Origin of the sequence: Ruminococcus sp. 5_1_39BFAA (assembly GCF_964240875.1) — a bacterium.
GTDB lineage: Bacteria > Bacillota > Clostridia > Lachnospirales > Lachnospiraceae > Blautia_A.
Genome location: NZ_CAXSVO010000003.1, coordinates 125,165 through 140,396, shown reverse-complemented (window position 1 = coordinate 140,396; position 15,232 = coordinate 125,165). Strand labels below are relative to the sequence as shown.

13 protein-coding genes are annotated in these 15,232 nt (G+C 47.6%); all 13 read left to right on the top strand.

Translation table 11 applies throughout. The annotated features are described in order from the left end of the window. Nucleotides 1-2: 2 nt before the first annotated feature. The 13 genes from ACESZH_RS05580 (at nt 3) to ftsX (ending at nt 15,204) form a co-directional block, all read left to right on the top strand. Nucleotides 3-620, top strand: coding sequence for a phosphoribosylanthranilate isomerase (locus ACESZH_RS05580; protein WP_373213363.1), 618 nt, complete (start codon nt 3-5; stop codon nt 618-620). 19 nt (nt 621-639) lie between these two features. Then, the gene (trpB, locus tag ACESZH_RS05575) at nt 640-1,824 is read left to right on the top strand and encodes a tryptophan synthase subunit beta (protein WP_373213365.1); all 1,185 of its coding nucleotides are present in this window, start codon (nt 640-642) and stop codon (nt 1,822-1,824) included. Then, a complete protein-coding gene (gene trpA, locus ACESZH_RS05570) occupies nt 1,817-2,596 on the top strand; it encodes a tryptophan synthase subunit alpha (RefSeq protein WP_373213368.1) in 780 nt (259 codons plus the stop codon). The genes trpB and trpA overlap by 8 nt, the downstream gene beginning before the upstream one ends. A 114-nt stretch (nt 2,597-2,710) precedes the next feature. Continuing rightward, nucleotides 2,711-3,613: a diacylglycerol kinase family protein gene (locus ACESZH_RS05565; protein WP_373213370.1), complete on the top strand. Its 903-nt coding sequence runs from the start codon at nt 2,711-2,713 to the stop codon at nt 3,611-3,613. A 21-nt stretch (nt 3,614-3,634) separates the two neighbouring features. Continuing rightward, complete coding sequence (locus tag ACESZH_RS05560; RefSeq protein WP_373213373.1) at nt 3,635-5,749, top strand: glutamine synthetase III; 2,115 nt, start codon at nt 3,635-3,637, stop codon at nt 5,747-5,749. A gap of 91 nt (nt 5,750-5,840) precedes the next feature. Then, entirely contained in the window at nt 5,841-6,761 is a 921-nt protein-coding gene (locus tag ACESZH_RS05555) for an AAA family ATPase (RefSeq protein ID WP_373213375.1), read from the top strand. Then, nucleotides 6,751-8,577: a nitric oxide reductase activation protein gene (locus tag ACESZH_RS05550; protein ID WP_373213378.1), complete on the top strand. Its 1,827-nt coding sequence runs from the start codon at nt 6,751-6,753 to the stop codon at nt 8,575-8,577. The genes ACESZH_RS05555 and ACESZH_RS05550 overlap by 11 nt, the downstream gene beginning before the upstream one ends. Nucleotides 8,578-8,669: 92 nt before the next feature. After that, a complete protein-coding gene (locus ACESZH_RS05545) occupies nt 8,670-10,562 on the top strand; it encodes an OPT family oligopeptide transporter (protein WP_373213380.1) in 1,893 nt (630 codons plus the stop codon). Continuing rightward, nucleotides 10,562-10,924, top strand: coding sequence for a PqqD family protein (locus ACESZH_RS05540; protein ID WP_373213382.1), 363 nt, complete (start codon nt 10,562-10,564; stop codon nt 10,922-10,924). Before ACESZH_RS05545 ends, ACESZH_RS05540 begins: the two co-directional genes overlap by 1 nt. An 85-nt stretch (nt 10,925-11,009) precedes the next feature. Beyond that, complete coding sequence (locus ACESZH_RS05535; RefSeq protein WP_373213385.1) at nt 11,010-11,882, top strand: YitT family protein; 873 nt, start codon at nt 11,010-11,012, stop codon at nt 11,880-11,882. 143 nt (nt 11,883-12,025) lie between these two features. Beyond that, the gene (locus ACESZH_RS05530) at nt 12,026-13,114 is read left to right on the top strand and encodes a PucR family transcriptional regulator (RefSeq protein WP_373213387.1); all 1,089 of its coding nucleotides are present in this window, start codon (nt 12,026-12,028) and stop codon (nt 13,112-13,114) included. A 511-nt stretch (nt 13,115-13,625) separates the two neighbouring features. Next, nucleotides 13,626-14,309 carry a cell division ATP-binding protein FtsE gene (gene ftsE, locus ACESZH_RS05525; RefSeq protein ID WP_373213389.1) on the top strand — a complete coding sequence of 228 codons (684 nt, stop codon included), beginning with the start codon at nt 13,626-13,628 and terminating at the stop codon, nt 14,307-14,309. After that, nucleotides 14,299-15,204 (top strand): permease-like cell division protein FtsX, encoded by a 906-nt coding sequence (gene ftsX, locus ACESZH_RS05520; RefSeq protein WP_373213391.1) that lies wholly within the window; start codon nt 14,299-14,301, stop codon nt 15,202-15,204. The genes ftsE and ftsX overlap by 11 nt, the downstream gene beginning before the upstream one ends. Nucleotides 15,205-15,232: the final 28 nt, after the last annotated feature.

Below are 15,232 nucleotides of genomic sequence, written 5' to 3'. Positions count from 1 at the left end.
GAATGACAAAAATAAAAGTATGCGGATTAACCCGTATGGAAGATATCCAGGCAGTCAATGAAGCTATGCCGGACTACTGTGGATTTGTCATAAATGTGGAAAAGAGCAGGCGGAACTGTTCGCCTCTGTTGGTAAAGGAAATGGTGTGCCGCCTGGACAAACGGATCCTGCCTGTAGGAGTATTTGTGAATGCGCCGCTGCGTCTCCCCACACTTCTTCTGAGAGAGGGGACTATAGCCATAGCACAGCTTCACGGTCAGGAAGACGAAGCATACGCCCGGGAACTGCAGAAAGCATCCCACTGCCCTGTGATCAAGGCCTTTTCCGTAAAAACCTCCCAGGATGTGGAGAAAGCCCTGAAAAGCCCGGCAGACTACATCCTGCTGGACCAGGGAGCCGGAGGAACGGGAAAAACCTTTGACTGGTCCCTGGTACCGGAAATCAAACGCCCCTTTTTCCTGGCAGGCGGGCTTGGAACGGAAAACTTAGAAGAGGCAATCGCCAGATTGAAGCCCTGGGCAGTGGATCTAAGCAGCAGTCTGGAAACAGACGGCAGAAAAGACCCGGAAAAAATAAAGGCAGCAGTAGCCATGGTAAGGAAAATGGAAAAAGACAATTAAAATAGAAAGGAACAAAAATATGTCGAACGGAAGATTTGGAATACACGGAGGCCAGTACATTCCGGAAACTCTGATGAATGCAGTGATCGAACTGGAAGAGGCATACAATCATTATAAAAATGACCCGGAATTCAACCGGGAGCTGACAGAACTATTAAACGAATATGCGGGCCGTCCGTCCCGTCTGTACTATGCATCCCACATGACCGAAGACCTGGGCGGAGCAAAGGTGTATTTAAAACGAGAGGATTTAAACCATACGGGCGCACACAAGATCAATAACGTGCTGGGTCAGGTGCTTCTGGCAAAAAAAATGGGAAAAACCCGTGTCATTGCGGAAACAGGAGCAGGCCAGCACGGCGTTGCAACGGCAACGGCAGCGGCGCTGATGGGCATGGAGTGCGAGGTTTTCATGGGCAAGGAGGACACAGAACGTCAGGCGCTGAATGTGTACAGAATGCGTCTCCTTGGTGCGAAGGTTCATGCGGTGACTTCCGGAACCGCAACCCTGAAGGATGCCGTATCGGAGACCATGCGTGAGTGGACCAACCGTATTGCGGATACCCATTACGTCCTTGGTTCTGTTATGGGACCGCATCCATTCCCAACCATTGTGAGGGATTTTCAGGCAGTGATTTCCAAAGAGATCAAAGAGCAGATGCTGGAAAAAGAAGGAAAGCTTCCGGATGCAGTCCTTGCATGTGTGGGCGGCGGCTCCAATGCCATTGGAACCTTTTACCACTTTATTGAGGACAAAGATGTGCGTCTGATCGGATGCGAGGCAGCAGGCAGAGGCGTGAATACAGCGGAGACAGCAGCAACTATTGCCACCGGAAGGCTTGGCATTTTCCATGGTATGAAATCCTATTTCTGCCAGGATGAATACGGACAGATCGCCCCGGTATACTCTATTTCCGCAGGGCTTGACTATCCGGGTATCGGACCGGAGCACGCTCACCTTTACGACACAGGCAGAGCCGAATACGTCCCGGTAACAGATGAGGAGGCCGTGGAAGCCTTTGAGTATCTTTCCAGAACAGAGGGGATCATCCCTGCCATCGAGAGCGCTCATGCGGTAGCCTATGCGAGAAAGATCGTTCCCCAGATGGATAAGGACCAGATCGTGGTTATTACCATTTCAGGACGGGGAGACAAGGACTGTGCAGCCATTGCACGATACAGAGGGGAGGATATCCATGAATAAGAGAATTACAGAAGCATTTGAGAAGGGAAAGGCATTTATTCCCTTTATCACCTGCGGCGACCCGTCACTGGAGATCACGGAGCAGATCGTTTACGCTATGGAAGAGGCGGGAGCTGATTTGATCGAGCTTGGAATTCCTTTTTCTGATCCTACGGCGGAAGGTCCTGTGATCCAGGCAGCCAACGTGAGAGCCTTAAGCGGCGGCGTTACTACTGATAAAATTTTTGATATGGTGGAAAGGATCAGAAAAAACACGGACATTCCCATGGTATTTATGACCTATGCCAATGTGGTCTTTTCCTACGGAACAGAGCGCTTTATAAAAAAAGCGGCAGAACTTGGTATGGACGGACTGATCCTGCCTGACGTACCCTTTGAGGAAAAGGAGGAGTTTGACATTGTATGCAAACAGCATGGTCTGGATCTGATCTCTCTCATTGCACCTACCTCCCATGACAGGATCCGTACTATTGCAAAGGAAGCGGAAGGCTTTGTCTACTGCGTTTCCTCCCTTGGAGTAACGGGAATGAGAAGCCAGATCACCACGGATATTGGAGCTATGGTGGCGCTTGTAAAGCAGGAAAAGGATATCCCCTGCGCTGTGGGCTTTGGAATCTCAAATCCGGAACAGGCGGAAAAAATGGCAGCCCAGGCAGACGGCGTGATCGTAGGTTCAGCCATCGTAAAAATCTGTGCAGCCCATGGAGCAGAATGCGTACCTTATGTGAAGGAATATGTAAAATCCATGAAGGATGCCATCCGGGGACTGTAAGTGATACTATAAAAATAAGGGGGTAAAAAGATTGACTTTTTCCCCTCTTTTTTTTATAGTATTTATTGACATATCGAAACATAAATTCATAAGGAAAAAGATGAGGGATTGTTTGTGGACAAAAAACTGATTTTTATATTTAACCCCAAGGCGGGAAAAGGAAAAATCAAGACAGCCCTGATGGATATCGTGGATATTTTTAATAAAGGCGGATATGAAGTGATCATCCACGCCACCCAGTGTCCAAGGGATGCCTACGAGCAGGTGAAAATATACGCGGATAAGGTTGATCTGATCGTGTGCAGCGGCGGTGACGGTACCCTTGACGAGGTAGTCACCGGTATCATGGAAATCGGCAGCAATACACCCATTGGCTACATACCGGCAGGAAGCACCAATGATTTTGCCAACAGTCTGTTTATGCCAAAGAATATGCTGACAGTGGCATCTATGATCATGGAGGAGGAGCTTTACCACTGCGATATCGGCAGATTTAATAACAAGACCTTTGCCTATGTAGCGGCATTCGGATTATTTACAGATGTGTCTTACCAGACAGACCAGGACCTGAAAAATATTCTTGGACATCTTGCATATGTTCTGGAAGGCATGAAACGACTTTTTGACATAAAATCTTACCATATGAAAGTCACTGCTGACGACAGGGAGATCGAGGATGATTTTATTTACGGAATGGTGACCAATTCCAGGTCTGTAGGAGGCTTTAAGAACCTTACAGGAAAGAATGTGGATATGAATGACGGTCTGTTTGAGGTGACCCTGATCGTCAGGCCGAAAAATCCGCTGGAGCTGCAGGAAATCATGACAGGGCTATTGACAGCAGAGGATAATTCTGACTTAATACATTCATTTAAGGCAAAAAAACTGGTCATTGAGGCAAGTGATCAGGTTCCATGGACACTGGATGGGGAGTTCGGAGGAGAACCGAAGACAGTGGAGATTGAGAACCTGCATGAAGCACTGAACCTGTATCTGAAAAGCACGAGAAATGACTGATGAATAAAGAGGAGAGAGAGAATGGGAGATTTTATTAATGTGACGGAAACATTTGGGTGTGATGTGTTTAACGATTCCGTTATGCAGGAGCGCCTGCCCAAAAAGGTCTATAAGGAATTAAAGAAAACCATTGAAGAGGGCAAGGGGCTTTCCATGGAAATCGCGGATGTGGTAGCCCATGAGATGAAGGAGTGGGCCATTGAAAAGGGTGCTACCCATTACAGCCACTGGTTCCAGCCTCTTACGGGAGTGACAGCGGAAAAGCATGATGCTTTTATTTCAGAGCCAAAGGAAAATGGCAAGGTACTGATGAGTTTTTCAGGAAAAGAGCTGATCAAGGGCGAGCCGGATGCGTCATCCTTCCCATCAGGCGGTCTCCGCGCCACCTTTGAGGCGAGAGGCTATACGACCTGGGACTGTACATCACCTGCCTTTGTGCGCCACGATGCTGCAGGAGGAACTCTCTGCATTCCAACCGCATTCTGTTCCTATACCGGTGAGGCATTGGATCAGAAGACGCCGCTTCTCCGCTCCATGGAGGCAATAAACACGCAGGCACTGCGTCTGCTGCGGCTTTTCGGCAACACCACCTCCAAGCGGGTTACGCCGTCCGTAGGGGCAGAGCAGGAATATTTCCTCATTGACAAAGAGAAATACATAGAGAGAAAAGACCTGATTTATACAGGCCGTACGCTTTTCGGGGCAATGCCTCCCAAAGGCCAGGAAATGGATGACCATTATCTGGGGACGATCCGCCAGAGGGTTTCCGCATACATGAAGGAAGTAAACGAGGAGTGCTGGAGGCTTGGCGTTACGGCAAAGACACAGCATAACGAGGTGGCTCCGTCGCAGCATGAGCTGGCACCCATCTATGCGCCTGTGAATATTGCGGCAGATCACAATCAGTTAATGATGAGAATCCTGAAAAAGGTGGCAAGCCGTCACGGAATGCGCTGCCTTCTCCATGAGAAGCCGTTTGCAGGTTTAAATGGCTCCGGCAAGCACAACAACTGGTCCCTGACTACGGATGATGGTATTAATCTGCTGGATCCGGGGAAAACTCCTCATGAAAACGTCCAGTTCCTTCTGGTTCTTACCTGCATCCTGAAAGCAGTTGACGATCATGCTGATCTTCTGCGCGAGTCAGCGGCAGATGTGGGAAATGATCACAGACTGGGCGGCAACGAGGCACCGCCTGCTGTAATCTCCGTATTTTTAGGAGAACAGCTTGAGGATGTGCTGGAGCAGCTTATCAGCACAGGTACCGCAACACACAGCAAAAAAGGCGGAAAGCTGGAGACAGGTGTAAAGACGCTGCCTGATTTTATGAAGGATGCTACGGACAGAAACCGTACATCACCCTTTGCGTTTACAGGAAATAAATTTGAATTCCGTATGGTGGGATCCAGAGATTCCATTTCTTCCTGCAATGTGGTTCTGAACACCATTACAGCAGAAGCATTTAAGGAAGCCTGTGACCGTCTGGAAGCTGCGACGGATTTTGAACTGGCTGTTCATGATCTGATCAAGGAATACGCAACAGACCACCAGAGGATCGTATTTAACGGAAACGGATATGCACCGGAGTGGGAAAAAGAGGCGATTCGCAGAGGACTTCCAAACCTGCCATCCATGGTAGATGCCATCCCGGCTCTGACGACGGACAAGGCAGTTAAGCTCTTCGAAGAATTCGGCGTATTCACAAGGGCAGAGCTGGAGTCCAGGGCAGAGATTCAGTATGAGATTTATGCAAAGGCGATCAACATTGAGGCAAAGACCATGATCGATATTGCCACCAAGCAGATCATCCCGGCAGTGATCAAATATACAACCGTGCTTGCGGAGTCCATTAACTCTGTAAAGGCAGTGGGTCCCATCGATGTCAGCGTACAGACAGACCTGCTGAAAAAATCCTGCAGGCTTTTAAAGACTACCAACAGCGCCATGAATAAGCTGGGCAAGCTGGTGGAGCAGATTCCGGATCATCCGGAGGGAAGGGACAGAGCCGTATTCTGCAGGGAAAAAATCGTTCCGGCTATGGAGGCGCTGCGTACTCCGGTAGATGAGCTGGAAATGATCGTAGACAAAGAAATGTGGCCGATGCCCTCCTATGGCGATCTTATTTTTGAGCCATAAGAACGAGCGTCATGAAAAGAGGGCTGTATGAGCAGCCCTCTTTGTCGTCAGTAAGGAACTGCGATTCTACAGAAAGAAGAGGTATATTCCAATGGAGGAATTTAAGTTTTTAGAGGAACAGGGAGTTTCTGCCTGCCTCATAAAAGGGGTGGAGGAATTCCGGAAACAATATGAGGTGTCAAAGGAAGCTGTTCATAGAGTCATACAGCCTGACATTCCGTTTTACGGAAGGGAGATCCTGGAAATGGCGATTGCCGCCCTGCTGGAAGGGGAAAACCTTCTTCTTGCAGGACCAAAGGCCACGGGAAAGAATATTCTGGCTGAAAACCTTGCCTGCATTTTCGGCAGGCCGGTGTATAATGTGTCTTTCCACGTAAATACCAACAGCGGCGATCTGATCGGTACGGACACTTTTGCGGATAATGAAGTAAAGCTTCGGAAGGGCAGCATTTACCAGTGCGCTGAGTACGGCGGCTTTGGCATCCTGGATGAGATCAACATGGCAAAAAATGACGCTGTGTCTGTGCTTCACGCGACCCTGGACTACCGCCGTTCCATTGATGTGCCGGGTTACGATAAGATCGACCTGCATCCAGCGGCGCGCTTTATCGGGACCATGAACTACGGATATGCAGGAACAAAGGAGTTGAATGAGGCGCTTGTCTCACGTTTTCTCGTGATTGATATGCCGCCTCAGACAGAGGAAACGCTGGGCTTTATTTTCGGGAAAATGTTCCCGGACGTAAAGAAAAAGGCAATGGAGCAGTTCATCGGCCTTTTCCTGGACCTGCAGTTAAAGTCAGCAAACAGCGAGATCTCTACCAAGGCCCTTGACCTGCGTGGCCTTCTGGCTGCGGTAAAAATCGTGGGGACAGGACTTTCTCCATGGCAGGCTGTAAAAATGGGAATTGTAAATAAAACCTTTGATGTATTTGAGAAGGAAATCGTGGAGGATGTGGTGCGGACCAGAATCCCTGCAGAGTGGACAAGAGAAGATGTCTATGAAGCATAATATTTCAGAAATCAATATTGAAGAATTCCAAATGGATCTGGAAAACAGGATCCGAAATCTTTTGTGGACCATAAGCGGTGATTACAGCCAGGAAATGAAGCCGGATGTCTCTCTTTTTCTGCGCTCCAAGGCCATTGCACTGTACGACGGCATCAAGCAGGGGGCTTTGGCGAAGTTCTATGACAAGGATTTCCTGGTGCTCTATCTGGTAAAAAAAGTCTTTCTTGGAGCAGACGAGGGAAGTCTGATGACCATTGCCCAGCTCTGCATTGAGGAGGCGATCGGAGAAAAAATCTGCGCCCAGCGTCCCGGAATCCGGTCCATGCAGAGGGAAGCCTTTGAGGACATTCTGGAGCAGGAGTATGAGAGAATGCCTGCTTTGGGCGATACTCTGGGGCGGCTCCGGGTAACAATCCTCCGGGAGCGCATCGATAAATGCCTTGGAAAAAAGCCATATGAGTCCTCTGAAAAGACAGGGAAAAAAACAGGGCTGGCGAAGTACCGGGACATGGTGGCGCTTGCAGGAGAGACAGAGGATACGATGGAGCTGGTGCGCGTGATCGACCAGCTTTACAATGCCATTGTGGAACCGGGATTTGAACGGGAAAAGGGAACTCTGGAACAGGTGCTTGCCGTTACCATGGAGGATCTGACGGAATATGACTGGCGTGATTTTCTTACAGAGGAAATGTACGAGGATGCCCTGGAAAGCTATGTGGAGCAGCTTGCCGGTAATATGGCGGCAATGGAAAACACTGCCGTTACCCAGGAGATGGAAGAAAAGCGGGAAATCAGGCGCAAGGTCACTGTGCTGCCTCCCGAGGCGCTGGAAAAATCCTACACTTACGTGGAACTGAATTTCGGAAAAACATATCTCTCAGAAGCAGAGGAAAAGCGCATGAATTACCTGATGTGCCGGGATATCCACAGCGACTGCAGCCTGTATTTTACAGAGGGGATCCTGAAAAATCCTGTAAAACGTAATTATCAGTATGAGTATGCTAAACGGCTGAAAAATAAAAATGTATGGCTTTATCACGACAAACACAGGATCGTAAAGCGAAATATCGCAGTCCTTACGGAAATGCTGAAAAAATCGCTGGTTCTCAGGAGTGAAACACAGGAGGTCCTGTCAGACAGAGGAATCATTGTCCCTTCACGGGTGTGGCGCATCGGCAGAAGCAGGGAATCTGCCATTTTCAGAAGGGAGCTGAAAGGGGACGCGTCGGATTTTGTGGTGGATGTGCTTATTGACGCCAGCGGCTCCCAGATGAGCCGTCAGGGGGAGGTTGCGCTTCAGGCATATATCATCAGCGAAGCCCTGAGCAATGCGGAGATCCCTCACAGGGTCATGAGCTACTGCACTTTTTGGGATTACACCATTCTGCACCGTTTCCGGGAGTACGATGACCCGAGAAGCGCCAATGAAGACATTTTCAATTATGTGACATCCTCCAACAATAGGGACGGGCTTGCTGTGAGAGCGGCAGGCTACGGGCTTTTGATGCGGGAGGAAGAGAAAAAAATCCTCATTATCCTCAGTGACGGACGCCCTTATGATGTGATCGTGAACCGTCCAAATGCAAGAAATCCGGCGCCTTATCACGGAAGCTATGCTGTTTCGGACACAGCGACCCAGATCAGAAATCTGAGAAATCAGGGTGTCAGCGTACTTGGAGTTTTTGCGGGAGAGGAGAAGGATCTTGACACAGAAAAGAAAATTTTCGGAAAGGATTTCGCCTATATACGGACAATCAATAACTTTTCCAAGATTGTGGGTCGGTATCTTATGAAGCAGCTTGAACTTGACAGCTAATGGAAACAGCAAACTATTCCTTGATTCGCTGTTGCTTTTTCTGTATAATGGCATAGGATGTATCTAAAAAAATACAGGAAAGAGGAAATCAAATGAGTAACAACAAAGAGTTCAAACCGTATATCCCGGCAGAAAAGATCACGCCGGAATTTACGGTTACATCTGTTATCATGGGTGTAATTCTTGCAGTGGTATTCGGTGCTGCGAATGCGTATCTCGGTCTGCGTGTAGGTATGACCGTATCGGCTTCTATTCCGGCAGCAGTTATCTCCATGGGCGTGATCCGCGTTATCATGAAGAAAAACTCGATTCTGGAGAGTAACATGGTACAGACCATCGGTTCAGCCGGTGAGTCTTTGGCAGCAGGCGCCATTTTTACCATGCCTGCATTATTCCTCTGGGCTAAGGAGGGCCTGTGTGACAAGCCCAGCCTGGTGGAAATTACTTTGATCGCACTTTGCGGCGGTGTGCTGGGTGTACTTTTTATGGTACCGTTAAGAAACGCTCTGATCGTAAAAGAACATGCAACCCTGCTTTATCCGGAAGGAACTGCATGCGCAGATGTACTTCTGGCTGGAGAAGAGGGAGGGGCAAATGCTTCCACAGTATTTACCGGTATGGGACTTGCCGCAGTATTTAAGTTCCTTGTAGACGGAATCAAGGTGATTCCTGCTGATATTGCGGCAGCCTTTAAATCCTTTAAGGGTGAGATCGGTATGGAGGTGTATCCGGCGCTTCTGGGCGTTGGCTATATTGTAGGGCCAAAGATTGCATCCTTTATGTTTGTTGGTTCCCTGGTGGGCTGGATGGTGATCATTCCGCTGATCTGCCTGTTTGGGCCGGATACCGTTATGTATCCCGGAACAGACCCCATATCTGTCATTTATGCGAAGGGCGGAGCAGCAGCTATCTGGAGCACCTATGTAAAATATATCGGTGCAGGCGCAATTGCCACAGGCGGTATTATTTCCCTGATCAAATCACTTCCTCTGATCGTGAGTACCTTCCGCGATTCCATGAAGAGTCTGAAAGGCGGAAAAAATACCAGCACTGCCAGAACTGCACAGGATCTTCCGATGAATGCAATCCTTTTAGGGATCATTGCCATGGTATTTGTCATTTGGTTTGTTCCGGCAATCCCGGTAAACTTCCTGGGAGCACTGCTGATCGTGGTATTCGGTTTCTTCTTTGCAACTGTATCCTCCCGTATGGTAGGACTTGTAGGAAGCTCCAATAACCCTGTTTCCGGTATGGCGATCGCAACGCTCTTGATCGCAACTTTTGCAATCAAGGCTACAGGTGATAACGGAATTAATGGAATGACAGGCGCAATTGCCATTGGTTCTGTGATCTGTATCGTGGCTGCCATTGCAGGCGATACCTCACAGGATTTAAAGACCGGCTACCTTTTGGGCGCGACACCGAAGAGACAGCAGATCGGTGAGTTGATCGGCATTGTGGCTTCCGGCCTTGCAATCGGCGGTGTTCTCTATCTGCTTGACACGGCATGGGGCTATGGCGGAACGGAGGTTCCCGCACCTCAGGCAGGACTGATGAAGATGATCGTAGAAGGTATCATGGGCGGCAATCTGCCCTGGACGCTTGTATTCGTAGGCGTATTCCTGGCAATCGGTCTGGAGATTCTCCAGGTTCCGGTTATGCCTTTTGCAATCGGTCTTTATCTGCCGATCTACTTAAATGCGACCATTATGATCGGCGGTATAGTACGCTGGGCTATGGATAAGAGAAAGAATGTGGATGAAAAAACCAAGGAGCAGCAGGTGACAGACGGAACCCTTTACTGTGCCGGTATGATTGCCGGCGAGGGTCTTGTGGGTATCCTGATGGCGATCCTGACCGTAGTGGGAATCAGTCTGGATCTGTCCGGAACCATTAATCTTGGAAACGCAGGCGGTGTGATCCTTATGGTTGTCATGATCCTGTGTCTGCTGAAATTCTCTCTCTGGAAGAAGAAAAAAGCCTGATGAAAAGAAAACAAGAAAAAAAGATTAACTATCTGGACCTGGTTCCGAAGAAAAACGAAGAGCTTCGGTGGCATAGTGATCATAAGGAACGCATGATCCTGGAAGTAGAGAACAGAGGAGTGTTTCACACAATTGCACAGAAGTTTTTCGGAAAACCACGCTTTACCAAAGTACATCTGGATGATATGGGGACCTTTGTATGGCCGCTGATCGACGGGGAAAGAACAGTGGCAGACATTGCAGTCTTTGTAAAAGAGAAATTCGGGGAAAAAGCTGAGCCGCTTTACCCCAGGATCGTAAAGTATTTCCAGATAATGGAAAGCTACCATTTTATAGTTTTTACTAATAGGAATGAAGGATAGTGGCAAACTAAGAACGGGCCGGATGGTCCGTTCTTTTTATACATTACTTTACCATGTTAGAGGAGGAAAATAAGGAGGAGAAGGAATGTTTTACAGAAATAAAAGACCCTGGTATGCAGATTATATATTGATTATCCTGGGAACAGCGCTGATGGCAGTTGCAATCAATTCTGTATTTGATACGGCGGGAATGGTCACAGGAGGCTTTTCGGGTGTTGCGATCATTGTCAAGGAATGGACAAAAGGATTGGTCGGAGACGGTATTCCGCTGTGGGTGACAAACTTTGGACTGAATATCCCGCTGTTTTTTATCGGCATGAAGGTGGGCGGCTTTGAGTTCGTTAGAAAGGCAGTGACAGGAGAGGCTTTTCTGTCACTGTGGCTGGCTGTGCTCCCGGCTTTTAATCTGGCGGGGGATGACCTTTTGCTCGCTGCCGTTTATGGCGGTGTGATCCAGGGGGCTGGTATCGGCCTTGTTTTCTTGGGACGGGGCACCACAGGCGGAACGGATATGATGGCAGCCCTGCTTCAGAGAAAAATGCGGCATTATTCCATTGCACAGATCATGCAGGTCATTGATGCCCTGGTGGTGCTGGTGGGTATGTATGTGTTCGGAGTACAAAAGGCACTTTATGCCATCATCGCTGTATTTCTGGTGACGAAGGTTTCCGATGGGCTGATCGAGGGTTTGAAATTCTCAAAACAGACGTATATCATCACCGAGAAACCGGAGGAAATCGCGCAAATGATCATGAAGGAGCTGGACCGGGGCGTGACAGGCATTCATGGAAAGGGAATGTATTCCGGGCAGGATAAAATGCTGCTCTACTGCGTGGTAGACAGAAAAGAGATTGTGACCCTGAAAGAGCGGGTGGATGCCATTGATCCAAAGGCTTTTGTTATTGTCTCAGATGCGCGTGAGGTCCATGGTGAGGGCTTTATAGAGAAAAAAGCATAAATTTTGCACAAGTTTTTGTAAATTTTTTCTATTTTCCTCTTTCTTTTTTGGTGAATTTGTATTAAAATATCTCTAGGTATGAAAGATTTTTTGGAAAAGAACTTAAGAAAGCATACACTTTACGCGAGAAGGGATTGAAGGGAATGATATCGAATCAGGTACTGCAAAATACACTTGAAGGGCTTAAAGAGATATCCAGAACGGAGTTCTGTGTCATTGATACAGACGGTAAGACTTTGGCGTCTACCTTTAGTGATTTTGTAATTCAGCCAGCGGATATCCAGGCATTTGTGGAGTCTCAGGCTGACAGCCAGCTTGTAAAAGGATACCAGTATTTCAAGGTGTGTGACGACTATCAGTTGGAATATATCCTGGTAGCCCACGGTGACGACGAAGATACTTATATGGTAGGAAAACTGGCCGCTTTCCAGATTCAGAGTCTGATAGTAGCTTATAAAGAACGTTTTGACAAAGACAGCTTTATTAAAAATCTGCTTCTTGATAACCTGCTTCTGGTTGACATTTACAACCGTGCGAAAAAGCTCCACATTGAAGCCGATGTGCGCCGTGTTGTTATGATCCTGAAATTGCAGCAGGAAAAGGAGCATAGTTCGATTGAGAGCGTGAAAAGCCTGTTTGGCGGCAAGAGTAAGGATTTCATCACAGCAGTGGATGAGAAGAGTGTGATCATTGTCAAGGAGCTGGAAGAAGGCGAAGGCTACGAAGAGATGGATAAGCTTGCCCAGACGATCCTGGATACACTGGGACTTGGCAGGGAGAATGACACACATATTGCATACGGCACCATCGTAGGCGAGCTGAAGGAAGTATCCCGCTCCTATAAAGAGGCACGCATGGCTCTCGATGTAGGAAAGATTTTCTCACCGGAAAAGGATGTGATCGCATACAGCTCTCTTGGAATCGGGCGTTTGATCTATCAGCTTCCCATTCCGCTGTGTAAGATGTTCATCAAAGAGATTTTCGGCGGCAAGTCCCCGGATGATTTTGATGAGGAAACCCTTACTACAATTGACAAGTTCTTTGAGAACAGCCTGAACGTGTCTGAGACCTCCAGACAGCTTTACATTCACAGAAACACTCTCGTTTACCGTCTGGATAAGCTGCAGAAAAGCACAGGACTGGATCTCCGTATCTTTGAGGATGCCATTACCTTTAAGATTGCTCTGATGGTAGTACGGTATATGAAGTATATGGAGACGTTGGAATACTAATGCGGCTTTGTGGTGTTTTTAAACTTTAAAATTCATAATTTGTCAACCATTTGTCTACCGTTTTTAGAAGCGGTAGACAAAGTTTTTTTATGGCAGATTTAAACAGGTTGACAGCTTAGGCCTGCGTAAGAATGTTTGTTAAGATAGCACAGTCTGTTTTCCGCATTTTTCCATCCGGCGCCTTCATTTTCAAACCGTGACAATTTATCACGGTTTCATTTCCTTCTGCTTTGAAACGTTGTTTTAATTTTCTCCTTTCTGACTTTATCATCAAAGAAAAACTCCAGTTCCTGCTCAAAGCCGCAACGGATTGGCGGCGTTTTTGTGTAACATTTGTGAAATACCTTGATTTCAGGAGGTTCACTGTGTATAATAGGTTACCGGATAAAAAAGCGGCAAAAAAGGGTTGCGTTTTATCTATAAATATATTACAATAATGTTACGAAAAAGTTACATGCGCAAAGGCGCACACGCAATTCAGAAATAATCACAGGATCTGAAGGAGGATATCATGATTGATTTAATAGATGTAACCAAATCCTACGGTCAGGGGCTACCGGCTGTAAATCATGCGAATCTGCATGTGGATAAGGGTGAGTTTGTGTTTATAGTGGGAAGCAGCGGTTCGGGAAAATCCACCCTGATCAAGCTGCTTTTGAAGGAACTTGATTCCACATCAGGAGAGATCATCGTAAGCGGAGAGCGGCTGGAGGGTATGAAGCACCGCCGTGTTGCAAAATACCGCAGAAAGCTGGGCGTGGTATTTCAGGATTTCCGTCTGCTCCGTGACCGCAATGTATATGAAAACGTGGCATTTGCCCAGCGTGTCATCAACCGTCCTACCCGTGTGATCAGGAAGCGTGTACCGGAGGTTTTACAGGAGGTAGGGCTTGCGGGAAAATATAAGGCTTTCCCGGACGAGTTATCCGGCGGCGAGCAGCAGAGAGTGGCACTTGCCAGAGCCATCGTAAACCGACCCGATATTCTCCTGGCCGATGAGCCTACAGGAAACCTTGACCCAAAAACCTCTGAAGAGATCATGCAGCTTTTGGAGGAGATCAACGAGCGTGGAACTACAGTCCTGGTGGTAACCCATAATAAGGAAATTGTAAACACCATGAAGAAGCGAGTTCTTACTATGCATAACGGTGTGATCGTCAGTGACGAGAGAGAGGGAGAGTATTATGAGGCCTAGTACAATCTGGTTTACCCTGAAACAGGGTATTAAAAATATCAAACGTAACTGGATGTTTTCCATTGCATCCGTTTTGACCATGGCAGCATGCATCCTGCTGTTCGGCATATTTTACTCCATTGTGAACAATGTGAGCAGCATTGCCCATAAGGTTGAGGAAGAAGTACCGGTTACCGTATTCTTCAATGAAGGAACGACCCAGGAGCAGATGGAAGCGGTGGGCGCTTTGATCGCACAAAGACCTGAGGTGGCAAGGATCGAATTTGAATCTGCGGATGAAGCGTGGGAAAAGATGAAGCAGGATTATTTCGGAGGCTCTGATATGGCAGATGGCTTTAAGGATGATAACCCTTTGATCAACTCCTCCAATTACCATGTATACATGAATGATATCAACAGGCAGAGCGAGCTGGTGGCATATATCCAGAGTCTGGAAAATGTCCGCGAGGTCAATCAGTCGGAGCAGGCGGCAAAAACCCTTGGTTCTATTAACCGTCTTGTTTCCTATGTATCCATCGCTATTATCGCTGTGCTTCTGCTGATATCCATTTTCCTGATCAGCAATACCATTTCAGTAGGTATATCTGTCAGAAAAGAGGAAATCGGAATTATGAAATACATCGGTGCCACAGACGGTTTTGTCCGCTCACCCTTTGTTCTGGAGGGTGTGGTATTGGGCATCATCGGTGCGGCAATTCCTCTTGTAGGTCTTTACTTCGGATACAACAGTGCTATTTCTTACGTACTGAACAGATTTAATGTGCTGACTGGAGTGGTTGAATTTATTCCGGCAGGAGAAATTTACCGTACACTGCTTCCGATAGGTCTGGGACTTGGAATCGGAATCGGTCTTGTAGGAAGCTTCTGGACAACAAGAAAACACTTGAAGGTGTGAGAAAACTGTTTTACAATCAGAATACGGA